This is a genomic window from Dyadobacter fermentans DSM 18053, from assembly GCF_000023125.1.
Classification (GTDB): Bacteria; Bacteroidota; Bacteroidia; order Cytophagales; family Spirosomataceae; genus Dyadobacter; species Dyadobacter fermentans.
In genome coordinates this window covers 858,215-883,090 of the sequence record NC_013037.1, presented here as the reverse complement: position 1 = coordinate 883,090, position 24,876 = coordinate 858,215, and the positions used below count along the sequence as shown (strand labels likewise).

General features: G+C 54.4%; 19 protein-coding genes. 9 read left to right on the top strand and 10 right to left on the bottom strand.

The annotated features are described in order from the left end of the window. The first annotated feature begins 12 nt into the window (after nt 1-12). Together DFER_RS03670 and DFER_RS03665 are read left to right on the top strand one after the other, a co-directional pair. On the top strand, nt 13-1,650 hold the full coding sequence (locus tag DFER_RS03670; protein WP_015810259.1) for an ABC-F family ATP-binding cassette domain-containing protein: 1,638 nt from the start codon (nt 13-15) through the stop codon (nt 1,648-1,650). Between the two features lie 4 nt (nt 1,651-1,654). Then, entirely contained in the window at nt 1,655-2,287 is a 633-nt protein-coding gene (locus tag DFER_RS03665) for an NAD(P)H-binding protein (RefSeq protein ID WP_015810258.1), read from the top strand. 11 nt (nt 2,288-2,298) lie between these two features. On the opposite strand, the gene DFER_RS03660 is transcribed toward DFER_RS03665, so the two are convergent. After that, complete coding sequence (locus DFER_RS03660) at nt 2,299-2,829, bottom strand: NAD(P)H-dependent oxidoreductase (protein ID WP_015810257.1); 531 nt, start codon at nt 2,827-2,829, stop codon at nt 2,299-2,301. Between the two features lie 94 nt (nt 2,830-2,923). On the opposite strand from DFER_RS03660, the gene DFER_RS03655 reads away from it, so the two are divergent. Then, nucleotides 2,924-3,298, top strand: a complete 375-nt coding sequence (locus DFER_RS03655; protein ID WP_015810256.1) for a winged helix-turn-helix transcriptional regulator — start codon at nt 2,924-2,926, stop codon at nt 3,296-3,298. 158 nt (nt 3,299-3,456) lie between these two features. Next, nucleotides 3,457-4,278, top strand: coding sequence for an alpha/beta fold hydrolase (locus DFER_RS03650; protein WP_015810255.1), 822 nt, complete (start codon nt 3,457-3,459; stop codon nt 4,276-4,278). A gap of 28 nt (nt 4,279-4,306) precedes the next feature. Here the strand turns inward: DFER_RS03650 and DFER_RS03645 are convergent, their stop codons facing one another. Beyond that, the gene (locus DFER_RS03645) at nt 4,307-4,777 is read right to left on the bottom strand and encodes a hypothetical protein (RefSeq protein WP_015810254.1); all 471 of its coding nucleotides are present in this window, start codon (nt 4,775-4,777) and stop codon (nt 4,307-4,309) included. Nucleotides 4,778-4,829: 52 nt separating this feature from the next. Then, a complete protein-coding gene (locus DFER_RS03640; RefSeq protein WP_143828645.1) occupies nt 4,830-5,228 on the bottom strand; it encodes a hypothetical protein in 399 nt (132 codons plus the stop codon). Nucleotides 5,229-5,495: 267 nt separating this feature from the next. Here DFER_RS03640 and DFER_RS03635 point away from each other — a divergent pair, with 267 nt between their 5' ends. Further along, nucleotides 5,496-6,542, top strand: coding sequence for a sensor histidine kinase (locus DFER_RS03635; protein ID WP_015810252.1), 1,047 nt, complete (start codon nt 5,496-5,498; stop codon nt 6,540-6,542). Then, entirely contained in the window at nt 6,542-7,273 is a 732-nt protein-coding gene (locus DFER_RS03630; RefSeq protein ID WP_015810251.1) for a LytR/AlgR family response regulator transcription factor, read from the top strand. Before DFER_RS03635 ends, DFER_RS03630 begins: the two co-directional genes overlap by 1 nt. A 43-nt stretch (nt 7,274-7,316) precedes the next feature. Here DFER_RS03630 and DFER_RS03625 read toward each other — a convergent pair whose 3' ends face one another. The 3 genes from DFER_RS03625 to DFER_RS30830 form a co-directional block, all read right to left on the bottom strand. Next, nucleotides 7,317-9,569, bottom strand: a complete 2,253-nt coding sequence (locus tag DFER_RS03625) for a xanthine dehydrogenase family protein molybdopterin-binding subunit (RefSeq protein ID WP_015810250.1) — start codon at nt 9,567-9,569, stop codon at nt 7,317-7,319. A gap of 32 nt (nt 9,570-9,601) precedes the next feature. After that, on the bottom strand, nt 9,602-10,057 hold the full coding sequence (locus DFER_RS03620) for a (2Fe-2S)-binding protein (protein WP_015810249.1): 456 nt from the start codon (nt 10,055-10,057) through the stop codon (nt 9,602-9,604). A gap of 183 nt (nt 10,058-10,240) precedes the next feature. Next, complete coding sequence (locus tag DFER_RS30830) at nt 10,241-10,318, bottom strand: AraC family transcriptional regulator (protein WP_374754559.1); 78 nt, start codon at nt 10,316-10,318, stop codon at nt 10,241-10,243. Nucleotides 10,319-10,382: 64 nt separating this feature from the next. Between DFER_RS30830 and DFER_RS30825 the strand changes: the two genes are divergently transcribed. Next, nucleotides 10,383-10,823 carry a hypothetical protein gene (locus DFER_RS30825; RefSeq protein WP_222837303.1) on the top strand — a complete coding sequence of 147 codons (441 nt, stop codon included), beginning with the start codon at nt 10,383-10,385 and terminating at the stop codon, nt 10,821-10,823. Nucleotides 10,824-10,854: 31 nt separating this feature from the next. On the opposite strand, the gene DFER_RS03610 is transcribed toward DFER_RS30825, so the two are convergent. The 3 genes from DFER_RS03610 to DFER_RS03600 all read right to left on the bottom strand — a co-directional run bounded on the left by DFER_RS03610 (nt 10,855) and on the right by DFER_RS03600 (nt 16,699). Then, nucleotides 10,855-11,820, bottom strand: a complete 966-nt coding sequence (locus DFER_RS03610) for a c-type cytochrome (RefSeq protein WP_015810247.1) — start codon at nt 11,818-11,820, stop codon at nt 10,855-10,857. A gap of 75 nt (nt 11,821-11,895) precedes the next feature. Next, nucleotides 11,896-12,879: a ScyD/ScyE family protein gene (locus tag DFER_RS03605; RefSeq protein ID WP_015810246.1), complete on the bottom strand. Its 984-nt coding sequence runs from the start codon at nt 12,877-12,879 to the stop codon at nt 11,896-11,898. Nucleotides 12,880-12,907: 28 nt separating this feature from the next. Beyond that, nucleotides 12,908-16,699, bottom strand: coding sequence for a choice-of-anchor Q domain-containing protein (locus DFER_RS03600; RefSeq protein ID WP_015810245.1), 3,792 nt, complete (start codon nt 16,697-16,699; stop codon nt 12,908-12,910). Nucleotides 16,700-16,954: 255 nt separating this feature from the next. Here DFER_RS03600 and DFER_RS03595 point away from each other — a divergent pair, with 255 nt between their 5' ends. Then, nucleotides 16,955-20,065: a ligand-binding sensor domain-containing protein gene (locus DFER_RS03595; protein WP_015810244.1), complete on the top strand. Its 3,111-nt coding sequence runs from the start codon at nt 16,955-16,957 to the stop codon at nt 20,063-20,065. A 62-nt stretch (nt 20,066-20,127) separates the two neighbouring features. Beyond that, on the top strand, nt 20,128-20,760 hold the full coding sequence (locus tag DFER_RS03590) for a response regulator (protein WP_015810243.1): 633 nt from the start codon (nt 20,128-20,130) through the stop codon (nt 20,758-20,760). A 33-nt stretch (nt 20,761-20,793) separates the two neighbouring features. Here the strand turns inward: DFER_RS03590 and DFER_RS03585 are convergent, their stop codons facing one another. After that, nucleotides 20,794-24,822 (bottom strand): choice-of-anchor Q domain-containing protein, encoded by a 4,029-nt coding sequence (locus DFER_RS03585; RefSeq protein ID WP_143828644.1) that lies wholly within the window; start codon nt 24,820-24,822, stop codon nt 20,794-20,796. Nucleotides 24,823-24,876 lie beyond the last annotated feature (54 nt).

Below are 24,876 nucleotides of genomic sequence, written 5' to 3'. Positions count from 1 at the left end.
AACACCGAGAAGATGATTACAATTGAGAATTTGGCCGTGGAATTCAGCGGTTCTACCCTTTTTAGCGACGTTTCGTTCGTGATCAACCCTACCGATAAAGTGGCCCTGATGGGTAAAAACGGCGCCGGAAAGTCTACCATGATGAAGATCATCGCGGGCGAGCAGAAAGCGACGCGCGGCCACGTGCGCGCCCCCAAGGACGCCGTGATCGCCTATTTGCCACAGCATTTGCTCACCGAAGATAACTGCACCGTATTCGAAGAAGCCGCCAAGGCATTCAAACAGGTTTTTGAAATGCGGGCCGAAATGGACAAGCTGAACCTTGCGCTCGAAACCCGCACGGATTACGACAGCGAGGAGTACATGGCGATCATCGAACAGGTGACCGAATTGGGTGAAAAATACTACCAGCTGGAAGAAGTCAACTACGACGCGGAAGTGGAAAAAGCCCTGAAAGGCCTGGGTTTCAGGCCGGAAGACTTCCAACGGCAAACCAACGAATTCAGCGGCGGATGGCGCATGCGCATCGAACTTGCCAAAATATTGCTGCAAAAGCCCGACCTTATCCTGCTCGATGAGCCTACCAACCACATCGACATCGAGTCGGTGATCTGGCTCGAAGACTTTCTGGTGAACAAAGCGAATGCCGTAATGGTCATTTCCCACGACCGTGCGTTCATTGACAATATCACCAACCGCACCATTGAAGTGACCATGGGGCGGATTTACGACTACAAGGCCAACTATTCGCATTACCTGCAACTGCGCGAGGAACGCCGGGCACACCAGATCAAGGCCTACCAGGAACAGCAGAAACTGATCGCCGACAATATGCAGTTCATCGAGCGCTTCCGCGGTACCTATTCCAAAACCAACCAGGTGGCCTCCCGCGAGCGCATGCTGGAAAAATTGGAAATTATCGAGATTGATGAAATTGATAATTCCGCATTAAAACTGCGTTTTCCACCTTCACCGCGGTCGGGCGATTATCCTGTGACCGTGAAAGACGTGTCCAAATCCTACGGCGACCATGTGGTGTTCAAAAATGCCAGCATGTCTATCTCGCGGGGTGAAAAGGTATCATTTGTAGGCCGGAACGGGGAAGGCAAATCCACGATGATCAAGGCCATTATGGGCGAAATTGGTGTGGACGGCACCTGCCAGCTCGGACATAATGTGAAAGTCGGCTATTTTGCACAAAACCAGGCATCGTTGCTGGACCCCAACCTGACGATCTTTCAAACCGTGGACGAGGTCGCGGAAGGAGATGTGAGAACGCAGATCAAAAATATCCTGGGCGCTTTTATGTTCCAGGGTGATGAGATCGACAAAAAAGTAAGCGTGCTATCCGGCGGAGAGCGCACGCGGCTTGCGATGGTGAAGCTGCTCCTCGAACCGGTAAACCTGCTGATCCTCGATGAGCCGACCAACCACCTCGACCTTAAGTCGAAGGATGTGCTGAAAGAAGCGCTCCGGAATTTTGACGGAACGCTGGTGCTGGTCTCCCACGATCGCGACTTCTTGCAGGGCTTGTCCCAGAAAGTGTTTGAATTCAAAGACAAGCGCGTGATCGAGCATTTCGAAACGATCGACGCATTCCTCGAACGCAACCGGATCAAAAGCATCGCCGACCTCCAACTGGCCAAGTAATATTATGAAAGCACTCATCATCGGCGCTACCGGCGCCACTGGCAAAGACTTATTGCAAATCCTCCTCCGAGACCCCGCTTACCGCGAGGTAGTGGCTTTCGTGCGCCGCCCGATGGGTGTCACGCATCCCAAGTTAACGGAAGTGCAAACCGACTTTGAGAAATTAGACCAGGTTTCCGGCGACATTACCGGTGATGTATTGTTTTCATGCCTCGGAACGACCCTGAAAGCGGCCGGTTCCAAAGACAAGCAGCAGCATATTGACCTTGAAATCCCGCTGGAATTCGCGCGCATCGCGAGGCGGAACGGGGTGAGCGATATGGTGCTGTTGTCGGCTTACGGCGCCTCACCCAGGAGCAATGTCTTCTATTCCCGGATCAAGGGTGAGCTGGAAGAAGGAATGGAGGCGCTGGCATTCGACAGGCTGATTATCTATAAACCCGGCCTGCTGCTCCGCAAAGATTCCGACCGTTTGGGCGAGCGGCTGAGCGCGGCAGTTTTGAAGTTTCTCAATGGCATCGGCCTGGCGAAGAAGTTCCGCCCGTTACCCACTGCCGTTCTCGCTGAAAAACTGGCCAACGCGCCCAAAAATGCCGCCAGGGGCACGACGGTGGTTAGCCTGGACGAAATTTTCTGACCCTCGTCTTCCTAAAACGCATTCAGGAAATCCAGGTACTGTGGAATGCTTTTGTCGATCCATTCGTCTGATGAGTTGAGCTCGATTCCGTAATAGGCAAAAAAGGGCCGGTAATCGGCTTTCACATATTCAAAACTGAGCTCGAAAGGCCGTATGAGTTCTTCGATGGTGTATTTGTATTTGGCCGACGGGCTGTATTCCCACTCGTCGATACCCAGGGAAATGGCCAATGCAATCTTCTTCCCTCCCATCTTGTACCCGCTCCGGCTGCCATACGCCCAGCCGTAGGTCATCACTTCGTCCAGCCACTTTTTGAAAAGCGGCGGGCAGTTGAACCAGTAGAACGGGAATTGAAAAATGATCTTGTCATGCTCCTCGATCAGTCTCTGTTCCGCCGCGATATCCAGCTTCTCGTCGGGATACGCCTCGTACAGTTGGTGGACGGTAAACTTGTCCGGAAATTCGTTCAAAGCCTCCACCCATCTCCTATTGATCGCCGATTGATTGATGTCCGGATGGATCACAATTACCAAAGTCTTCATCTAACTATGCGTTTATTTTGGGCAAAATTAGATTGATTACCCCTGTTTTGGTAAATTAACTACCAAATGTAGGGTACTATAAAAAATGTAAGTAATGTCAAAAGTGAAAGTTAGCTCAACCAATTTTGCGAACAAGCGGGCACTCAGCGACGAATGTTCGGAAGTGTATGCGGCCAACATTATCGGCGGGCAATGGTCGCTGGCCATTGTTTCCTGGCTCATCAATGGCAAATTAAGGTTTGGACAATTGAAGAAACTCATGCCCGGCATCACCGAACGAATGCTCACCTTGCAGCTCCGGAAGTTGGAGGAAAACCATATCGTTACGCGGACGGTTTACGCAGAAATCCCGCCTCGTGTGGAATACGAACTCACTCCCATCGGCTATGACCTGAAACCCATTATCAAACACCTTGAAATATGGGGCGACAAGCACAAAAACCTGTCTGCGACACCCACCTCGCTGTAATGCTTTCCGATCGGGCGACTGGTTTCTTTTGGCGGTATTTACCCTCCATTTTGTCGCATTTGCACGCCATGAAATGCCGGGCTAAATTTCATCTTTGCATTACGGCAATGCCACAATGCAAACCGATTCTGAAATCCTAAACACCAACAGCAACAACAATGGCAACAGCATCTCAATCCTCCGCACAAAGCATTTCACCTTCGGCAACCGGCTATGCGCCCGTTAACGGCAGCAGCGTGTACTATCAGGTGTATGGCGAAGGCAGCCCGCTCATTTTGCTCCACGGCGCTTATTATACGATTGAGATGAACTGGGCCCACTTGCTTCCCGAACTCTCGAAAACGAGAAAAGTGATTGCAGTGGAGTTGCAAGGACACGGGCGCACGCCGTTTTCCGACAGAAAAATATCGCACGCCGCATTGGCAAGCGATGTGGAAGGGGTAATGGATCACCTCAAAATCGACATTGCGGACGTCGCCGGGTTTAGTTTTGGCGGTGCGGTGGCCTACCAGTTTGCTATCCAAAGCCCCGGTCGGCTGCGAAAACTGGTGCTCATATCCTGTACGCACAAAAGCACCGGCTGGCTGCCCGAAGTTACCAACGCATTCAAAGCATTGAAACCCGAATTATTCGAAAACAGCCCAATGCAAAAGGCTTACGAAGCTGTGGCGCCCGACAAAACCAAATGGACGAGCTTCCTGAACCTGATGTTCGCTTCCGCCGCGACGCCGTTCGATCTGGGTGATGCGAATGTTGCGAAAATCACGGCCCCCGCGCTCATCATCGCCGGCGACAATGATGGGTTGGACAAAATCGAACTGATGAAGACGTATCAATTGCTGGGCGGAGGCATAACAGCCGACTTTGGAACTGTCCCAAGATCGCAGCTGGCCATATTGCCTGCACAGGGACATCGCAGCGTGGTCATGCAGGCGCCCACGATATTGGCCTACATGACCAGCTTTTTAAATAACGGATAACACACTCTGAAGCGCGCCGGCAAAGCCGCTATTTCGCTTTCACGATCAGCAACGCGGAGGTCAGCGGCGACTTCTCGATGGATTCGCCATTGTGCTGGAATTGCGTGTATTTGTACATATTCGCACAAGCATTTTGTTCTTTCTCGTACCAAACATCCAGCGTGTCGGTATCGCGGCTGTTGAGCAGCAGTTTCAACGACGATTTCCCCTGCGCATTCTTGTCGCAATCCGCGTAAAATACATATGATTTCAATCCCGGGAAGTAAACGTGCGTCAGCACCACATTGCGGTTGCCATCGTTGTCGATAACCCTGATCGAGTCGAGCGAGTAGCGGGACTGCGGCGGGGCAATGAGGTCGTTTCCGGCTTTATCGACGATTGAAAATGTAATGGGTGCCGTTGCGCGCTTATCCATGTCCGAGCAATCGTCGCAGGCCCAAAAAGTACAACTCGTAACAGCGGCAAGTAAAATCAGGTATTTATTCAGGTGTAAATGCATGAAAAAGAAGTTTCGAATGCAGACACAACCGAAACGGATTCCGTTGCATCTGCTACCGTAAGGCTATGACGGGTTCCACCGTGTAGGTCCGGCGCCATTCCGTTTTTTTGATGTGGTACACAAACCGTTTTCCGTCGATCGTCAGAATCACTTTGGCGCTGTCGCCCGGCACCGGAGAGATGTCGATGAGCTTACGATACTTGTTTTGGCTCGAAAATTCCTGATAGATCACCTTATCCCGGTCATCGAATATCGTAATCTTGCACCGCAGGTTTTCGGGGTTATCTACAACCAGCCGGATCTTGCCCTCGGAATTGACCGTAACGTTCGCCACATAGGATGGAACATTTTCCGTGTCAGCCAGAGAGCCCTGAGATGCAGATTGTGCCTGTAAATACTGCCCGAAATGCAGTAACAGGAGGAGCAATGTAGAAAGGAGTAAGTTGCGCATAATGTTGCAGATGAGTTGGTTAAACTGAATCAAATTCCGGAAGCAAATGAGCAGAACATTTCGATAGCAAATTTCGAATTTAGACGTACGACGCCATCCCACGCCCACATGGCAGGAAACGGCGCGGCAGAACATGAAAAACGCGTTCCGGCATGTCAACCGGTGCGCAAATCCGTTCAGGAGGGAAATCATGTCGTTGGGCGAAAGATTGGGAGTGTGAATGATCGAATGCTTATTTTTAATTTTCGAAGATCTAAATCCTGGTCAATGATCCGCGTTTCTTCTTTCAAACTACCCAAAGAGCTCTGGGCACAAGGCCTTTTCTGGCTATGTTTCTTCCTCTTCGAGTGGCTCAATACCGGCGCATACCTCGACAATTTCCAGCAGGGCCTCTGCCAGATCAGCGTGCAAATCCCGCTGCTGATCGTGGCCGGGTACTGGCATTTACTGGTTACCGTGCGCCGTTTCCTCCTACACGGCCGCATGGCGGCGTTCTGGACTTCGCTGGTGGGAGGTTTGTTTGTCTTCGGTGTGCTGCGCAGGGCCATCAGTTACCACTGGATTTACCCGGTATACTATCCGGATGCCTTGGAAAAGCCCTTCTGGTATGCGCCCAAAATCCTGGCCGAGGCCATGCAGCTGCATCTGGTCGTCGGGCTGTTTGTGGTGGTAGATCTCGTCCGCCACGCGCTGCGCCAGCAGCAGCTGAGCGAAACCTACCGGCGCGAGAAGGTTTCAGCCGAATACCAGTTGCTGCAATCCCAGGTACAGCCGCATTTTTTGTTCAATACATTAAATAACCTCACGTCCGTCTCCATTCAGCAGCCCGACAAAATGCCCAACCTCTTGCAGCGGCTTGCGGGGTTACTTAGCTATCAACTGCATGAAAGTCACCGGGATAAGGTACCGCTATCGAAAGAAATCGCTTATCTCAAAGATTACATTTCCCTCGAACAGCTCCGCTACGGCGACCGGCTCGATATGCAGATGAATTTCAATGCCCTGCCGGGCACAACGCACATTGTGGTGCCGCCGATGCTCCTGCTGCCGTTTGTCGAAAATGCGTTCAAACATGGCGCGGCGCAAACGGAAGGGCCTTGCTGGATACAGATCAACCTTTCGATCAACGATAACCGGCTGATTTTTTCCGTTGAAAATTCGGTGCAGAATGACGCGCCGGTGCCGTTTCAGTCGGGGCTCGGGCTTACCAACCTGAAAAAGCGACTGAAAATCCTTTTTGCAGACAGCTACGAGCTGGTAACGATGCCCGAAGAAGGGCAGTTTTTAGCAGTATTAAAATTCAATATCAACTGATGGCGATCCGATGTTTTGTGCTCGACGACGAGCCGCTGGCCACCGAGCTCATGCAGGATTATATCGGCAGGCTGCCCGATCTGGAACTTGTGGGCGTTTGCAACAGTCCCACGCAGGGCCTGCAAATGTTGCAGCAATTACAGGCCGATGTCGTTTTTCTCGACATTCAAATGCCGCGGCTCACCGGTTTCGACCTGTTGAGGCCATTAGGCTATCGACCGAAGGTGATATTCACAACGGCCTTCCGCGAGTATGCGCTGGAAAGCTACGAGTTCGATGTGCTGGATTTCCTGGTCAAACCCATTTCGTTTGAAAGATTTCTGCAATCGGTGGGAAAAATCTATCGGTTCTCGCCCAATCCCGCCGCGCAGCCGGAAGTGCCTCAAAACATCGCACCGGTAAGGGAATACCAGTATTTCAAAGTGGATAAGGAAATGGTGAAACTCTACCTCGACGATATTCTCTGGATCGAAAGCCTGAAAGACTACGTGCGCCTTCACACGCGCTCGGGGCCACTCGTTTCGTACCTGAGGATCAGCTACCTGGAAGAAAAGCTCCCACCCGACCGCTTCATCCGCATTCACAAGTCGTTCATCATCTCACTCGACCACATCCAGGCGATCAGCGCCAACTACATCCGGATCAACCAGGAAGAAATCCCGATAGGCCGCATTTACAAAGCCAGGCTCGACAAGCAGCTGCAAAGCGCCACCGACCAGGGTGTAATATAAAACAGCCCGCGAGCAGAAACTCGCGGGCTGTATGTTTTTGTCTTTAAATGACTTTATCGAGCTCGGGCTTGAATGGTTGGTTGTAAAACCTCCGTCCCTTGTTTTTGTAGAGCGCATTGGCAACCGCGCCAAACACCGGCGGGAACGGCGGCTCGCCCAGGCCTGTCGGGTCCTTGTCGTTTTGCACGAAATGCACCTCGATTTTTTTCGGGGCCTCGTTGTGGCGGATGATCCGGTAGTTATCGAAATTGGTTTGCTGGGGAGCGCCATCTTTGTGGGTGAGCGCACCGTAAAACGCATTGCCGATGCCATCCACCACCGCGCCCTGCACCATATTCGTGGCGGCGTCGGGATTTACCACGATCCCGCAGTCCATCGCGCTGAAAACCCGCTCGACGTAAGGCTGGCCCTCGCGCGTGACCATGTCCACGATGTGCGCGGCGTAGGAATTGTGGCAGAAATAGGCGGCTACACCGCGGCTGTATTTTTCGCTTCCGGACTTGCCCCACCCCGCCTTGTCGCGAACGAGTTCCAGCACGCCGGCATAGCGGTCGGGGTCGTAGTCGTTGTTCTGTCCCACCGGGTTTTCCTTCGCCCTTTTCAGCAGATCCAGCCTGAACTGGATCGGGTCCTGGCCCATCGCCTCCGCCAGCTCATCCAGGAAAGACTGCTCGGCTGCTGCATTGAAATTAGAGCCCGGCGCGCGGAATGCACCGATGGTTACGTTGGAGGCAATCTGCCAGCCCTCCGACAGGTAATTATCCACCGCGCCCGCCGGGAAGCGGTTGGGATGAATGGGATGCTCGGGGATACCGCCGCCTTTAACGTGAAAAGCGATGAGCTTTTTGTTGGCGTCGAGCGCGGCGCGGTAAGTAGCCGTGTACATGGGCCGGTAAATGCCGTAGGTCATGTCGTCCTCGCGGGTGTAAATCAGCTTCACCGGCGCTTTGACTTTTCTGGAAATCAATGCCGCTTCGGACAAATAATGATTGTAGGCCCTCCGACCGAAGCCTCCGCCCATGCGGGTCATGTGTATTTCAATTTTTTCGGGAGGCAGGTTCAGCAGCTTGCTGATGGTCGGCTCTATCCATCCCGGCGATTGCAGCGGCCCCACCAGGATCGCTTTCTCGTCGGTAACATGGGCGAAATAATTCATCGGCTCCATGCAGTTGTGCGCGAGGAACGGCGCGGTGTAGGTTCGTTCGATCACCTGCGCCGCGCTTTTGAAAGCGGTTTCGGGATCACCGTCACGCCGCAGTTCTTTGGCCGGCTTTTTGGCATATTCCAGCATTTGCTGCCGCTGGGTTTCGGAGCTTTCCAGCGCGCCTGGCACGGTCACTTCACGTTTCCCGTTCCTTCCCGAGAGCACATTCCTGGTCTCGCCCGCCGGCTCCCAGTGCGCAACGAGTTTTTTGCGTGCATTCATCACTTCCCACGTGGTTTTGCCCACAATCACAAGCAGGTCGTTGAATGTGCGCGTATCGAAACCAGCCTGTTCAAATCCCTCCTCGTACAATTTGAGGCTGAAAACATCTTTAATGCCCGGCATTTTCAGCGCCTCGGCGGAATCAAAGGATTTCAGTTTCATACCAAATGCGGGCGGGTGGTGGATCATCGCGATCAGCATACCCTCCACGCGGTAATCCAGCCCGAACAGCGGCTTTCCGGTGACCAGCTTTTGCCCTTCCACATTCTTTTTGGATTGGCGTACGATCGTGAAATCTTTCGGCGATTTAAGGGTCAGTTCTTTGGGGATCGGCCGCGTGGCGGCTTTGGCGGCCATGGCGCCGTAGGGGGCCGTTTTCCCACTGGAATGGGCAAGCATACCGGCCCGGGTGGTCACCTCTCCCACCGGCACGTTCCAGGCTTGCGCCGCTGCCTCGCGCAGCATTTGGCGGGCCGCCGCACCGGCTTCCCGCAGCGGTTTCCAGTACATTCTCACGGAATTGCTGCCTCCCGAAAACTGCGGCCCAAGCTTCACATTATCGTGCGGACCCATTTCAACGGTCACATTCTTCCAGTCGGCATCCAGTTCTTCGGCCACGATCATCGGCAGCGAAGTCATCACATTCTGGCCGAATTCGGGGTTGGGACAAATGAGCTTGATCCGGTTGTCCGGCGTAATCTGGATATAGCCCGTAAGCTCGGTCCATTGATCCGCCGGCTGGTCTGCGCCGACCTTTCCGGCCGATTTGAAAGCCGACAGAAAATTCACCGTCAGCATCATTCCCCCGCCCGAGAGCAGCGACGCTTTCAGAAACGAGCGCCGGTTCAATGCGTTTTTATCATCGTTCATGGTCAATTTTTGTTGCAGGTTCAGGTGAAGCGTTACTTTTTCGCAGCCGATTTTACGGCTTCCTTAATTTTAACATAAGTGCCGCAGCGGCAGATATTGCCGCTCATCTGCGCTTCGATCTCCTCGTCGGTCGGGTTCGGATTCCGTTTCAGCAAAGCCGCGGCGGTCATGATCTGGCCTGTCTGGCAGTAGCCGCATTGGGCCACGTCGTGTTCGAGCCAGGCCTTCTGCACCGGGTGGTCCGCCTTTTCGGATAAGCCTTCGATGGTCGTCACCGCGGATTTCCCGACCGATGATACCGGCAGCTGGCACGATCGGACGGCATTGCCTTCCAAATGAATCGTACAAGCGCCGCATTGCGCGATCCCGCAACCATACTTGGTCCCCGGGAGGTCCAGATGGTCGCGTAGTACCCAGAGCATCGGCGTGGCAGGGTCCACATCGACCGTCCTGGATTTTCCATTGATTTTCAGATTGAATGTCGCCACAGTAGAATGTTTACCAGTTGAAAGCTGCTTTTGAAAAACCTCGCTAATCAATTATAAATCAAACAAAAATTCCCTTATTCCTCCCCGATTTTCGACAAGCCGCATCAAATGGCTCCCGAACGCAGGCAACGCGATGCATTTGCCGTTCGTCGAAAAATCCGGGAGTTGGTCGAAACCGCCGGCTCAATTCAGCGTCCGGTATTCATTGGGCGTGCAGCCGACCCGTTGTTTGAAAAGCCGCGTGAAATGCTTCGTTGACATCGTAGGAAAAGAAAGAATACTCATGAATGTGCCTCCCAAGCGACGTGCCCTTGATCAGCTCGGGATGAAAGAGCAGCTCCCACCCTTTCGGCTCATACGTCTTCACGCCCGGCTGAACGGCCATTACCTGGCCGGGAGCGATGAATACGAGCGTTCCTTCCTGGTAGTCGTAGTGGTTGCGGCCATATTTCAGCTCCCCACAATTCAGTTCTTTGAGGTACACCGCATAAAGACCGAAATTGAAGGCTTTGGCCGACATTGCCTCGGCCTTGGACAAATCCAGCAGCATTACCAGCGGATGCAGCGTTTCGACGCCCCGCAGGGCATTATAGGGATCGTCCCGATTCCCGGGACGACCAAGCTGGCACATTTGCAGGAAAACTTGTGGGCGATGGATTACGACTTTGCACCCGGAGAGCTCGCGCAGCTCACAGCGGATCTGGACAAAATCACCATCGTAGGCGACCGCTACACCGGCCAGTCGGCGCAGCAGGTTAATAAGTAGGAGGAATTGGAAGAAATCGGGCGCCGCCCGGTTATTTTTCAAACTTCACCACGCTGTTTTCAATCGGCTTAATGGTGTTTAGATATGCAAAGATCGCGGAGAGGTCGGTTTCCTTCATACCTGCATACATGACCCACGGCATGGGCGTGTTGAGCTCGCCCGAAGCGATTTTCGGAGAAACGTAACTGCTGTCCGTATAGGCTTTGAAACGGCCTAAAAATGCCTCCTGCGTCCAGTTGCCGATGCCTGTTTCCTTGTGCATGGTAATGTTGGCCGAGCGCACCACGCCATTCGGACTGCGGAACTCCATTCCTCCACCGAATTCGGTGCCGGGGATTACAGCGCCCTTGTCGGTTTTGCTGTGGCAGTCCACGCAGCCGGCGGCGGTGATGAGGTATTTGCCATAAGCTAGCTGGTCGGTTTCCGCAGGCCGGGTGGTGAAGGAGGCTTCCTGAGGCATGGTGTTGATGAGGATATTGATCGGGAAGTCCGGCTCCGACTGCGGGATGTCCTGCTGCACGGGCGGCAACCCGCGAATATAAGCGATCACCGAATAAATATCCTCTTTATCCAGCAAGCCAAACCGGTGGTAACCCATCACCGGAAACAATGCTTTGCCGCTTTTGTTGACGCCGGTCGTGACAGCCCGGAAAACCTCTCCGTCCGTCCAACTGGCGAGTGTGTAAGGTGTGATATTGGGTGCATAAAACTTGCCGGGAAAGCCCATTTCCTGGGTAAATTCCTCGCCTCCACCGCCCAATGCGCCGGTAAGCGGACCAGCGTACAGCGACCAGTCGCGGGTGCTGTGGCAGTCCATACAAACGGTTACATGATTGGCGAGGTATTTGCCGCGTTCCACACGGGCCACGGTGCGTTCGATTTTGATGTCGGGCGCCGGGCCGGTGTTGGGCAGGGCTGCTTTTACATAGATAATGCCCAGGGCAATGATTACGAGGAGGCCGGCAAGGATTTTACCGATGAGTTTAAGCGCTTTCACTGAATGGATTAGGATGTTAGGATTCGTTCACTTTTAAAAAAATTGAACCCGGAATGCCCGGGTTCAAAGGTCTGATCAGTAGTTGAGTCTGGTGATGGTTCCGTCCAGGTAGCTCAGCAGATAGAAGGTTTTGTCACCTACGCGAACAATGTCCGTAGGCTGCGAGATGCCGCTGAACAGCGTGCGGCCGTTTTCGTCCAGCACTTTACCTGATTTCTCCTCAAATCCCATAGCCCCGAACACCCCGTACTGAATCACAATCGGTTTGTTGTTCACAGAAAGCGTAACGCCTGTGAGCGTTGTAAAGTCCGATTTGTACACATTCACATTACCCGACAGGTCCACCTGGAAGATTTTGGCGCTATTCGGCGCGAACGGGAAGCCAGTGAGCGTGCTTACCAGGAACTTGGTACCGTCGAAAACGATGCCGGTCGGAACGGCCTCCACGTCGGGCGCTACATTGTCGAAATGGGCGAAAAGGCTCAGATCGCCGGTAGTTTTGTCCCTTTTGATCACCGCATTGCTGCCGGCATCCACAATGTACATATCGCCTTCTGGTCCGAATGTAAAGTCATAGGTGTTCGAATTTACAGGGTCGGTCAGTCCAAGGCTGTCTACGAACGAGCCAATATCTTCGGATTTGATATCCGTCAGCTTAACCGGCGTCTGGCCCGATGTGAATGTGGATACATCGGCTGTGTAAAGCATACCGTGAGAGCCGTGCAGGAAGTACAGTTTACCGTCGTGGTATTCCAAATGGCTAAGCCCCTCGATCGACCCTTCGCGCATGAGCGTCTCGAGACCGGTCACAAAGGTGGTTTTCACGCCGGTGGGCGAAATCATCGACACCGTGCCGTTGAAGCCAACGTCTTCCCCGGCTTCGGTTGTCCAAAGATTCCCCTTGTCGTCGTGCGTGAGTCCGATGGGGTGTTTCAACCCGCTTACGAACGTTTCCGACGAAAGCGATTCAGGCTCAGGGATCGGTTCCGAATGGTCGGTACAGGCATTGATAAACATCGAAAAGATTACGGCGCTGAGTAGCAGTACTGATTTTTTCATTTTTTGCGTTTGCGTATTAGGTTAAGTATTAATTGGATTTCACTATTTTCCGAACATTATTTCCGTTGGTTTGCAGGAAGAATGTGCCTGCCGGAAATGCTGAAATGTCTATTTTTTGAGAAGCGGACAACTTCCGGATTTTTCCCACCACCCGGCCATTCGCATCGATCAGCTCGGCGGAAGTAGCACCGCTCGCTTTCCAATCGATCCAGAACTCGTTTTTCGCGGGGACCGGATAGGCGACTATTCCCTCGTTTGCCGGCAGTTTCACGGATACTAATTTGCTATATGCCGTTTTGCCGTCTGCTTCAATGATTTTGAGCCGGTAATAGGCCTGCTCGCCCGTGTGCCGGAGCGTGTCGGTGAATGCATAGTCCGTGCTGGCGAGCGCATTCGCGGCTACCTGGCCAATTTTGGTAAATGCCTTGGCATTTTTGCTGTATTCAACCTCATACACGAGGATGTTTTCCTGCTCCGCCACCTTCCAGCCGAGCTTTACCTGCCGATTGTCGGACAGTTCCCCTTCGAAACTCACGACTCGGACAGGCAGCGGGTTCTGCGTGACGGTACCCGCGAAAAATCCGCTGAAACCGTCGACCGTAAATGCCACTTCCCAGCGGTTGAGGGCTGCATTCCAATTAATGTCGCTTTCGTCCGGGTCAATCACGGTGCGGGTGTTTCCGTAAGAAGCCGGGCTACCGCTGCCGTCGGAGCTCACGCCATGGAACTGGTAAATGCGGATGTTTTCCTTTCGTTGGTATTCCCCGTCCGGTGCTCCGGTGGGCAAATATTCCGGTGGCGTCAGTTCGAGGTTCAACGCGTCGAACTCTGCCTGGGTAAAATAGAGCACCACGCGGCCCGTTGACGTTTCGGGATTTACGGCCGGCTCAATGTCGAAATGCCTTTGCAGATACACGGCACCGGCATAGGAATTTACCTGCGCATCCACCCACACTTTGGCGTTCACAAGGCCGCTCAGGTCACCAGGGTTCAATGTAAGCAGGTCCGAATCGCATACATCGCCCTGAGCAGTGAAGGTGTGCATGGTGTTACCTCCCGCGCTGCCGAATGTGAAGGTGCTGACTTCTGCATTCCCCGCCAGGGCAGTCGCTTCCGGCGAGCGTGCACCCTGGAACTCGAATGCACCGATGTCGATACGGTTGTTAGAGATCCTCGTTTTACCACCTATGTCCGTCAAAGAAATTTCCTCCTCGCTCCTGTAATGTTCGACATCCCCGGCATCGATCGCCCGGCTGCATTCAGCCAGCGAAAAGTTGCCAGCATTCATGTCGGTAAACTGCGGGTCAACGTCCAGGTTGCCGCCGTCGTCGCTAAAATCGCTCCATTGCCAGTTGGCACTTCCGCCGCTTCCCTGGATGATGCAATTGGCAAAATAAGCCTCTGCCCCGTCCGTGGAGACGTTGGCACGACGTGAATCGTCATCGCCCAGCAAGATATTGTCCGTGATAATGCTGTTCAGAATGTCCAGGTAATCGCCCCCGATACAACCAATCGCCCCGCCGAGAGGCCCTTCGCCGGTCGACAGGTTTTGTGCTACTGTGATACTGTTCAGTTTCAGGCTGCGGTGAGGATCTACGTCCAGTACGCCGCTGCCGTACCCTTTGTCGTAGTTGTGATAAACGAGCGAGTTTTCAAGCAATGACTCACTTTGGTGCGCCGTGAATCCGCCTCCCTGGCTGCCGAGGTTGTTGCGGATGATGAGGTTACGGTAGTCGACTTCCGAGCCGTCGGTGCGGTGGATGAAAATGCCCGCGCCATAGTGTGCAGGGAGAAAAGCTTCGTCGATCAAAAGCATTTCACCGGGAACTGCGGATGTGTTATTCGCTCCCTCGATGGTGAAGCCGTCCAAAGCACTCCGGGAGAACATGTGTGCGCCAAAAACCACATGGCGGGCGTTTTCACTGAACTCGGCTTTGAGTCCGTTGGCGCGCAGGTCTGCAAAGCTGAAATTATCGTTTTGGTCAAAATCCCCGCTCAGAATGCTGGCATTTTCCGTCAGCGCCAGATTGCGCGCCGCAAGCGAAGTTTCATCTCCCTTGAAACCGCCGTATAATTCGGTGTTGAACAAGAGCAGAAATGCATTGTGCGGGCTTTTGGGATTGGCATTCGACAAATCATCGGGCCGGTAAAGCGGGTGATAAATCCCGCCCGCAACCCATATTTGCCTTACTTCCATGATATTGGATGCAAACACGGCATCGGCCAGTTCGGCTGCGGCATTGTCCCAGTTGCTGCCGTTTTTCAGGCCGCTGCCGCCTTTTTTGACAAAGAGCACGCGGTCCTCGTTCGGTGTGAGATTGGAGCTGATGACCCCGTACAGACTTTCCAATGCACCAATGTCGATCGTCTCTTTCATAATCCGCAGCGTACCCCGGAGATCGGCCGTGATGCCCGATAAATCGGGTGATTGACCGGCCTGGAAATACAGATTATTGCCCACGTTGGTGGTTGGAGCGCCCGGGTACAAGCCAAAAAGCCCGCCGCCCGGATTATACATCCCCGACTCGCCGTCCAGGTTTCCGCCCAGGTCAGTTCCAAATGCGGCATTCCACGCAGTGCTTCCGCCGCTTCCGGCCACAAAGCTGTAAGCGAACGAGGGAACGCCTCCGTTCACTACCTCGACGTCGATATCCGAACCAAGCGTATTTTCACTCACAATGGTGTTACGTATTTTCGGAGCACCGCCATCGACCAGCACGCCGCCGGCACCTGCTCCCCGGTTTTCGGCAATGGTGAGATTGGTGAGCACGTCGGAGGAGTTGATCAGGTACACGGCACCCGCAGCATCCGCGCGATTGTCGTGGATGATCGAGTTGGTCAACACCGAAGCCGATTGCGCCGCGTAAATGCCGCTGCCGTTGGTAGACCGGTTGTCGGATAGCTGCAAATTGGTCAATGCCGAAGAAGAGCCTGCCAGGTACACCCCGCCGCCATTCTCCGCTTTGTTAAAAATGATCTGGAGATTGCTTAGCGAAGGCGAGGAATTGGCGATGACGATGCCGCCGCCCACATTCCGGGGCACGGCAAAACCGCCCACCGACGCATCCGACGTGCCATCGGCCAAGCCGCCCGCAATCACAAATCCATCGAGCCCGGCACTGCCCACAGCGCCTGCCGACGTCACGGTATGGTAGGCAAAGTCGCCACCGTCCAGGATGGTAAAAAGGTCTTCATCCGGCAAGCCGAAGTCCTGGGTATGCTCCGTATTGATTTTGCGCTCGGCAAGGGATTGTTCAGTCCCTTTAAAACCTCCGTACAGCATCACATTGGGCACCAGGGTGAATGTCTGGTCGCGGTAGTCGTCTCCCGGCTCGTCGATGTAATTGGGGTCGTAGGTAGGGTGATAAATGCCATTGGCGACCCAAATCTGCTGCACGCCTTCGTTTTCGTAGGCATATTTCAATGCGTCACCCAGGTATTCGAACGCATTTTCCCAGCTGGTGCCATCGTAGGGCGGACCGCTGTCTTTATTGATATTGACGTACAAAATTGCGGGAACGTCCGCCGTCGCCGATGTTCTTGCGCCAGCCCCATTCGCTTTTAATGCCCGCATTTGGGCCGGACTTTTGGCGGGATGCCGCTTCCGGGATGCGGCGAGGGCCTTTTGCATCAGCCGCGGCGAGAGGCTGTCCGAGGGCGCCTTTCTTCGCGGCCTGGGTTGGACAAGCTTCACCGCATCGGCACTGCGGAATACGGGTTCACTTGCTTGCTGCGGCGCGGCGAATGCCGGCTGAACCGCCAGAAGCAGGAACAGAATGAGGTGGAAAGGATGGAAGTTCGAAATGTAAAATTTCTTCATCTCTTATAAGGGCTTTTGACATTGAGTACCAGATATCTTGAAGTGGCAGACCGAAGCGGTGCGGGTGCGGGCATTACGTTTGGCAAAGGAAGCCGCCGCCGCTACAAGGCACAATAGCAAATTCTTGCTATACGCAGCGTCTTAAGGGGTAAAATCAGCTTGTGCCTGACGGTTAATAAATAGTTACCTGTTTTTATTCACCGTATCCCCTTACCCTATATATTTGAAGTCCCCCTCAAATGACGTCTTCACCGCATGCGGCTCCAACTCTCAGCGTTTAGCTCTTTCAGGCAATTGGCACACCTCCTCAGCGCAGGATTGCTGCTGCTTGGCTGCCTCAGCTATCCGGTTTCATCCTACGCCCAAACACCCAAAACACGCATTAACATTCAGCTCCTGGGCCCAGAGCAGGGCTTGCCCAGCCGGAATATCCGTAGCCTGGCGCAAGATGGGCGCGGTTTTATTTGGGTAGGCACGGGCCAGGACCTCTGGCGTTACGACGGGTACACTTTTCAGGACTTTACGGGCATTCTCACCAGGTCGATCGGCAGGCGCACGCTGATCAACCAGATGCGCACCGGCGCCGGGGGCAAGATTTGGGTAGCGCACAATAATGGTATCAGCATCATCCACCCGGTCGATTTTTCCTGCCGCACGATCGATCCTTCCCGCCTCATCAAAGAAGTTGGTACTAAGCAAAACCTCGACATTTTCTTCGACCGGAAATCCAATGCCTGGGTAGCCATTTCGGGAGGCCGGCTCGTGAAGATCGACCGGAATGCGGTGCCGGTTGCATTGTACACACCGTCGGCAGGCCCGCCTAATGCAGCTAAGAATGTGGTTACCAAGCTTTTCAGTGATCGCCGGAACCAGGTGTATGCTTATAACGGCAGCAATTTCCTGGATGTGATCAGCGAAGATGCCAAACTGGTCCGCCGCGTGGATATGTGCGCGGGCGTGCCGCAATCCGCCCGGAACCGGGTCGCAAGCGTGGTGCAATCGGGCGCGGATGAGCTTACCATTTATTACAAACAACCGGGCAGCGCGCAGCACCGCATTCGCCGATATTCCTGTTCAAAACAAATGTTCGGGCCGTTGCAGGATGCCGGCACGGCTGTTGTTCCCGATTTTGTTTACGAGGATTCCAGGGGGCACGCCTGGTACAAAGCGAACGGAGAAGTGGGTTTTTTAAACCAAAAAACCGGAAACTTTACGGCATTAACGGACCGTTTGGGACAAAAATCGGGAGCTAATGTCTTTTTCTTCACAGCCATCCTGAGCGCCGACGACAGTTTCTGGATTTCATGTGTGGACGGCCTTTTCAAAATCACGCTCACCGAAGAAGTCTTTACCAAATACCTCAGTGTGCCCCTGGAAAAGCCGGGCGACATCGGCAGCAGCATCCGGGGCATTACCGAGGACAGCACGGGGCGCATCTGGGTGTGCTCCTACGGCTACCACGCCGACAGTATGGCCTACATGTTTCACCAGATCGATCCGGTGAAGGGCCGGTCGAGGCACATGATCCTGCACCGTCCCAAATCCATCCCGGGCGACCACGTGATCCCCTACAAGGTGCTGTTTGCCAAAGACCAGGTGTATGCCATTACCGACGGCACGCAGTTTCTCAAAATCGAACCGGAAACGGAGGAATATTACCCGGTGGAATTCCCGTTTGTGAGTGGCCGGGGATTTACCTACTTCTACAAACTGAATGCGCATACCTTCTGGATGGGCACCTGGGGCGGAATGGCGATGATTGACATCCATAATATGAAACCGGTGCTGTTCAATGACAAGGTAGGCCGGTATATCAAAAATGAACGCGTGAACCACTTCATGCCTTGGGCGGACGACCGCATTCTCGTGAGCACCACCAATGGCCTGTACATATTAAATAAGAACGCGACCATCCACGAGCATTTCGGACAAAGCCCGACCGACCGGATCAAGCTCCCCGCATTGCAGATATTTCACAGCGTGTGGTATAACAATGCATTATGGGCCGCATCGACGCAGGGATTGGTCCACATTGATACCACCTCCAAAAAAACCCGGCTTTTCACCACCGACGACGGCCTGCCCGACAACAACATTTACGCTTCGCTGCCCGACGAGCGCGGAAACCTGTGGCTGAGCACGAACAGAGGTTTGTCGCGGTTCAACACCCGCACGCAGAAGTTCTACAACTACGGCATTTCCGACGGCCTGCCGCATACTGAATTCAACCACGGCTCATACCTCAAAGCCCAGGACGGCACCTTGTATTTCGGGGGACTGAACGGCATTGTCGCATTCGACCCGGCGCAGCTGGACATCAGCGCCAAAAAAGAGGCAGGCTTGGAGCTTATTTCCTATTCCAAATACGATGCGGGGCGAAACAAAACGGACACGGTTACCAACCACCCTGCTGGCAACGAAATCGTGTTTAACCCCGACGACCGCCTGTTTGCATTCGCTTTCATGAGTCCGGATTACCATAACACGTCGCTGAACCGCTTCCGGTACCGGCTCGAAGGCTGGGACGACGATGGCTGGCATATATTCGAAAATGGCAACAAGCTGCTGCTGAACAGCCTGCCGCCCGGTAACTATAACCTGCGGGTGCAGGTGTCGGCAGCCGGCGCCGACTGGGGGTCGCAGGAATGGCAGGCGCCGGTGAGAGTGGTGGCGCCGTGGTATAAATCGCCCTGGTTTTTTATCCTCAGCACGCTGGCTATCAGCTTGCTGATCTACCTTTTTTACCGCTACCGGCTCCGGCAGGTGCTGCATATCCAGCAAATCCGCAACGGGATCAGCGCCGACATGCACGACGAGATCGGGAGCACGCTGAGCAGCATTACTTTTTACAGCCAGGCGCTGCTCATGCAAATGGATCGGGCGGAACATCAGCAGGTGGTGCGGAAAATCAAGGAAAATGCCCAGCAGGTGCAGGAAGGGATCAGCGATATTGTGTGGAGTGTGAAAGCAGGGAGCGACGAGATCCAGGATGTGTTTGCCCGCATGTTCCATTTCGGCAGCGGGCTCGCCGAGTCCAAAGGCATCACTTTTCATTTCGAAACCGACCCCAGGCTGGAAAACAGGAAGCTGGATATGCAGGCCCGCAAAAACCTCTACCTGATCTTCAAGGAAGCCATCAATAATGCAGCCAAATATGCCGAATGCAGCACTTTGAATGTCGATATCCGCCTCGAAAACGGCAAAGTAACGATGGTGATCCGCGATAATGGCCAAGGTTTTGACCCGCAGGCCGCGAAGAAGGGTAACGGGCTTGCGAACATGCAGCAGCGCGCAACACAAATGGGCGGCCGGCTCACGATCGCGTCCGAAAGCATGCGGGGTACGGTCGTGAAGCTGATGTTCTAGTCAAATTGGTATGACAAATATTTGCTATGTAATACTCCCCGGCGAGTCGCTAATTTTGCGGAATGACATCTAGGATCATCGTTTTCGACGACAACCAGGAAAGGCTTAACAGCGTAGCCATGCTTCTGAACCTCTCCGCCGACTTTATTTGCGCCGGCACATTTCCCAATGCCGGCAACCTCGTCGCCGACATCACCGCCTCGAAACCGGACCTGGTGCTGATGGACATTGATATGCCCGGCCTGGACGGCATTGAAGCCACTAGGCTCGTCCGCAAGCATTTCGATGCATTGCCGGTGCTCATCCAAACCAATTTCGAAGAAGATGACCGGATATTCGGCAGTCTGAGGGCCGGCGCGAACGGTTATCTGCTCAAAAAAACGAGCCCCGAACGATTTCTTGAAAGCCTGCGGGAGGCGCTCGACGGCGGCGCTCCCATGACCGGCAGCATCGCCGCGAGGGTACTGCGGCACTTTTCGGCCGAGAGCGAGGCGAAAAAGGATTATCACCTTACCGAACGCGAAAAACAGATTCTGGGCTTTTTGGTAAAAGGATACAGCTACAAGCTCATTGCCGCGGAATGCACCATTTCCTACAATACCGTGAACAACCACATCCGAAATATTTACGACAAATTGTACGTAAACAGCGCCACGGAGGCTGTGAGCCTGGCCATTAAGGAAAGGCTGGTGTAAGCCTTTCCTTAATTGTCCTGAATACTTACCTGATTAATTCTTGAAGAGTTTCAGCGAAGTACCATCGGCAAAGACGATGAAGTAAGTCGCCGCTGGAAGCGATCGGATGTCCACGTAATCCTCGTCGGACAGGAATTTCCAAGTTTTCAAACGGGTGCCGAACATGTCCACCAGGCTTGCTGTGGCTCCGGCTGCTCCCCGCCTCTTGATTCGGAAACCGTCACTAGCCGGGTTAGGATAAATAAATGCGGATTGATGATCCGGCAATTTCACGTCAATGATCCTGCTGTAACTGTGAGATCCGTCCCCCTCCGAGATCAGCAGACGATAGTAGAGCACCGCGCTGCTCAGCGGCGGTTGATGCCGGAAAGTGTAGGTCGTTTCGGCGGTTTCGATGGCTGCTACCGTTCCGGCGTGCTGAAAATCACGGCCATTGGTGCTGAACTGAATGTGATAGGCGTCGATATTTTCCTGCTCCGCCACGCGCCAGTCGAGTGTGACGGCATTTTCCGCGTCCGCTTTTCCGGCAAACGATACCACTTTTACAGGCAATGGGCTGGCCACCGACCCGATGAAGAACCCGCTGAAACCGTTCACGAGGAACGTGACTTCCCAGCGCTGCTTCGCCTCGTCCCAGCGGATGTTGCCATCGTCCGGGTCGATGACCGACGGGGCACCGTCAAAATCTTCCGGCTTGCTCCCCGTAGTGCCTGTATACTGGAATACGCGGAGATTGCCTTTGTTGGCCTCGTCGGCGGCATTAGCCGGTAGCGGGCCGGAAGGAAGCGTCTGGCTGAAACGGTCAAATTCGTTTTGCGTGAAGTAGAGCGTCATCCGGGCCGTTCCGCCCGCGGGGCCGTTGAAGAGGTAATGCCGCTGGACGTAGGGCGAGCCGTTGTGGAATGCCACTTCGGCGTCCACGTCGACGCGGCCCGTCACGCTGCCCGAGAGAGGCGTATTGCCGGTCGGTTCGAGCCGGGCTACCAGGCGGCAGGCTTCGTCATTAGCCCAGAAATCCGTGACCCTCGTGACCATTCGGGTAATCTGATCGCCGTTTTTAGCCAGGGCTTCGGCGGCTGTGGGCAATGCACCCTGGTGCTCGAATGCACCGAGGTCGATCAGCGAATGAGCCGTGCGGACGTCTCCGTTCGCGTCGTGGGCAGCCAATCCGGGGAACAGGGAATTGTTGCCTTTGTTCAATGCCGGGCTGCACGCCTGCAAGCGATAGTCGCCTGCATTGGTGGGTGCGGCGTCGTACCCTGCCGGGGCGGTGAAGCCGGGGTTAACCGTCCCCGCCAGGTTGCCCGAGCCCACCGGCTGGCCTTCCACGAGGCTGTATGTGAGCGTTGGGTTGCTGTTGTTATAACTGCTAATGCCCGAGCTGTTGCCGTAAACAATGCTGTTGTGAATGCCCGGCGAAGCATTGGTGTTATTAAAGATCCCGGCGCCATCGTCGGCCTCGTTCCCGGCGATGGTGCAGTTGATGACCTGGGGCGAAGATCCGTTCCGGTTCAGCATCCCGCCGCCATTGTAGGCAGCGGCGTTGCCGGTGATCTGGCAGTTGACCACCATGGGCGACGATTGCTCGTCGTTGAACATCCCCGCGCCATAGTTTGCATAGTTGTTCCGGATGATGAGATTGGCGAACCGGAGTTTCAAACCCAAACCATTTTGTTTACTGTAAATACCTCCACCGTAGTTCTGCGCCACATTTACGCCGTTGAAACTGCTGCTGCTCCCCCCATCGGCATAGCTGTCCGAAATGACAAACCCGTTGACCTCAATGCTGTCTGCATCCGCCGGAATACCCGCGATCACGAGCACGTGGTAGCTGTTGTCGGCCGGTGAGCCGGCGTCGCCAATGGCCCCGCTCAATATGGTGCGGTTAGCGGCGAGATTGCGCTGGCCGGTTCCGGCGTCATATCCGCCGAGGACCTTCATGCCGCCGCGAGCGATATGGAAGGCATCGGCGCGGTTGCTACCCGGAGCGGCGCCGGTGGGATAATAAGTCCCTTTTGCAACGAGGATCGTGTCCACATCGTTATCCGCATTCGCGAGGGTTAGTGCGTGAGATAAGGTCTTGAATGCCGTACCCCAGGAAGTGCCGTTATTGCTATCGTCTCCGCCCGCTGCATCGACATACAACACCTGAACGACCACATCCGCCTGCTGGCTTTCAAACGCCCCCATATCCACCGCCGGGCCGAACGAGCGCGGGTTACCCGCCAAATCGAGGTCATTGCTGAGATTTCCCCCTACCGTGGTGTATGCGCTGTTGCTTCCGGTATTGCGGGCAGGACTTGCAAGGGTGAGATGCAGGAAATTTGCGTCTGTGGCAGTAAGGGATGCGAAGCCAGGGTCAATATCAATGTTACCACCGCCATCAACTCCCCTGATGGGGTCCCAGTTATCGCTGCCGCCCCAGTTTGCCACCAGGCTGTTGATGACGACCGGCAACTGATCCCCCATAAATTGGATGGATGCCTCGGGCGTAGTGCTGCTTCCATTCGCTTCATTTCCCCAGATAATTGAGTTCACCACATTCAGCGGCACCTGAACGGCCACAAGGGCCCCGGCAGGATATTCGGTACTCACATTTCCCCAGATGGTGCAATTAGCCACGAGCACAGGGCCTCCCAACCCACTGACCACCCCTCCACCCATGAGCGCAGTATTTCCCCACATCATAGTATTGAACATCGAAACGGATTGGTGCCTTTCGTTGCTGATCGCCCCGCCCTGGATCGAGGTGTTGCCGGTAATGCGGCTGTTTCGGATCGTTACGGTGGCACCATCGTTTCGCATGGCACCGCCCCGCTGCTCGCCCCTGTTTCCCTCGAACGTGCATTGGGAGAACACAATCTCTCCTCCTCCGTTCGCCAAACCGCCGCCATCCGACTCGGCCGAATTCCCCGAAAACGAGCATCCGGTTATGGTGATCAGCCCGTCACCGTTGAACATGCCTCCGCCGTTTCGGGCCTTGTTTCCGATGAAATCCGTATTGGTGATCGTCGGATTACTTGCCTGGTTCGACATTCCTCCGCCTGCATCGGACGTGTTGTCCACGAACCGGCAACCCGTAAACACGGCGTTGGCCTGAACGTTGGCGACACCTCCCCCAAAGGAAGTTGAAGTATTGCCGGAAAAAATACAGTCATTGAACTTCGGGCCGGCGCTGTAATTGCCCGCTCCGCCACCGGTCTCAGCCTCATTGGATTGGAATGTACAATCAGTGAATACAGGCTCCGAAGCCGAGCCAAAGACCATCGCTCCCCCATTCATGTATGCGGTATTCCGGTAAAAAAGGCTGTTCTTCACCAATGCCGATGCGTTAACCAAATACATTCCGCCCCCGGCCGACGAGGTTACAAACTGACCGCTTACCGCTAGCGGCCCCTCCATACTTTCGTCGGCATTACCGCCGGAAATCGTAACACCATCGATACTTCCCGACCCTACAATCCCTCCCGCCACAACCACGTGGTGCACATTTTCCGCATGATTGTCGAAATGGTCGGGACTATCGTTTCCGCTGAGGTCACCGCTCAATACCGTACCTTGCCCGGGCGCCGCCGCATTCGGAAGGATACGCGCATCATCGAGCTCCACAATGCCGCCGGCAGGATCAAAACCGCCGAAGAGCTGCACGTCGCGTACCAGCACGAAGCCGTTGTTCCTGCCGCCGTCGGTGGTGTAATACCGGTCGTCTATGTGATAGGCAGGCAAATACTTCCCTTTTGCAATAAAAATCCGGAGGGGATTGGCGCTGCTCCATCCGTGGTCGCCGCCGGCATATTCCGTTCTGGCCCAGCGGAGAGCGTCGGCCAGTTGCGGGACGGCATTGGCCCATGAATCACCGGCTCCGGTGTAGCCGCCGGCCGAGGTATTCACATTAATGTCGACGTACAAAATGTTATTGCCGCCGGGTGAAATGCCCTGCCCGGATGCGGCGGTGTGAAACAATGCCATTCCCTGCCAGCACAGCAGCATAGCCCATAATACGCGGCGACCGTTAGGCCAACGACCGCGGCCTATCGATCTAGTTTGTAGAAGTTTTTCCATAGCATCGCAAAATGAATCAATTCGCGGTTACTACGGTATCCCTCTTTTGGGGGG

Excerpts from the sequence above, each read along its gene's own strand:
- DFER_RS03665 (WP_015810258.1), top strand. The coding sequence starts at position 1,655 with ATGAAAGCACTCATCATCGGCGCTACCGGCGCCACTGGCAAAGACTTA.
- DFER_RS03650 (WP_015810255.1), top strand. The coding sequence starts at position 3,457 with ATGGCAACAGCATCTCAATCCTCCGCACAAAGCATTTCACCTTCGGCA.
- DFER_RS30830 (WP_374754559.1), bottom strand. The coding sequence starts at position 10,318 with ATGTCAACGAAGCATTTCACGCGGCTTTTCAAACAACGGGTCGGCTGC.
- DFER_RS03595 (WP_015810244.1), top strand. The coding sequence starts at position 16,955 with ATGCGGCTCCAACTCTCAGCGTTTAGCTCTTTCAGGCAATTGGCACAC.
- DFER_RS03590 (WP_015810243.1), top strand. The coding sequence starts at position 20,128 with ATGACATCTAGGATCATCGTTTTCGACGACAACCAGGAAAGGCTTAAC.
- DFER_RS03655 (WP_015810256.1), top strand. The coding sequence starts at position 2,924 with ATGTCAAAAGTGAAAGTTAGCTCAACCAATTTTGCGAACAAGCGGGCA.
- DFER_RS30825 (WP_222837303.1), top strand. The coding sequence starts at position 10,383 with ATGAAAGAGCAGCTCCCACCCTTTCGGCTCATACGTCTTCACGCCCGG.
- DFER_RS03600 (WP_015810245.1), bottom strand. The coding sequence starts at position 16,699 with ATGAAGAAATTTTACATTTCGAACTTCCATCCTTTCCACCTCATTCTG.
- DFER_RS03660 (WP_015810257.1), bottom strand. The coding sequence starts at position 2,829 with ATGAAGACTTTGGTAATTGTGATCCATCCGGACATCAATCAATCGGCG.
- DFER_RS03630 (WP_015810251.1), top strand. The coding sequence starts at position 6,542 with ATGGCGATCCGATGTTTTGTGCTCGACGACGAGCCGCTGGCCACCGAG.
- DFER_RS03585 (WP_143828644.1), bottom strand. The coding sequence starts at position 24,822 with ATGGAAAAACTTCTACAAACTAGATCGATAGGCCGCGGTCGTTGGCCT.
- DFER_RS03645 (WP_015810254.1), bottom strand. The coding sequence starts at position 4,777 with ATGCATTTACACCTGAATAAATACCTGATTTTACTTGCCGCTGTTACG.
- DFER_RS03625 (WP_015810250.1), bottom strand. The coding sequence starts at position 9,569 with ATGAACGATGATAAAAACGCATTGAACCGGCGCTCGTTTCTGAAAGCG.
- DFER_RS03635 (WP_015810252.1), top strand. The coding sequence starts at position 5,496 with ATGATCCGCGTTTCTTCTTTCAAACTACCCAAAGAGCTCTGGGCACAA.
- DFER_RS03670 (WP_015810259.1), top strand. The coding sequence starts at position 13 with ATGATTACAATTGAGAATTTGGCCGTGGAATTCAGCGGTTCTACCCTT.
- DFER_RS03640 (WP_143828645.1), bottom strand. The coding sequence starts at position 5,228 with ATGCGCAACTTACTCCTTTCTACATTGCTCCTCCTGTTACTGCATTTC.
- DFER_RS03605 (WP_015810246.1), bottom strand. The coding sequence starts at position 12,879 with ATGAAAAAATCAGTACTGCTACTCAGCGCCGTAATCTTTTCGATGTTT.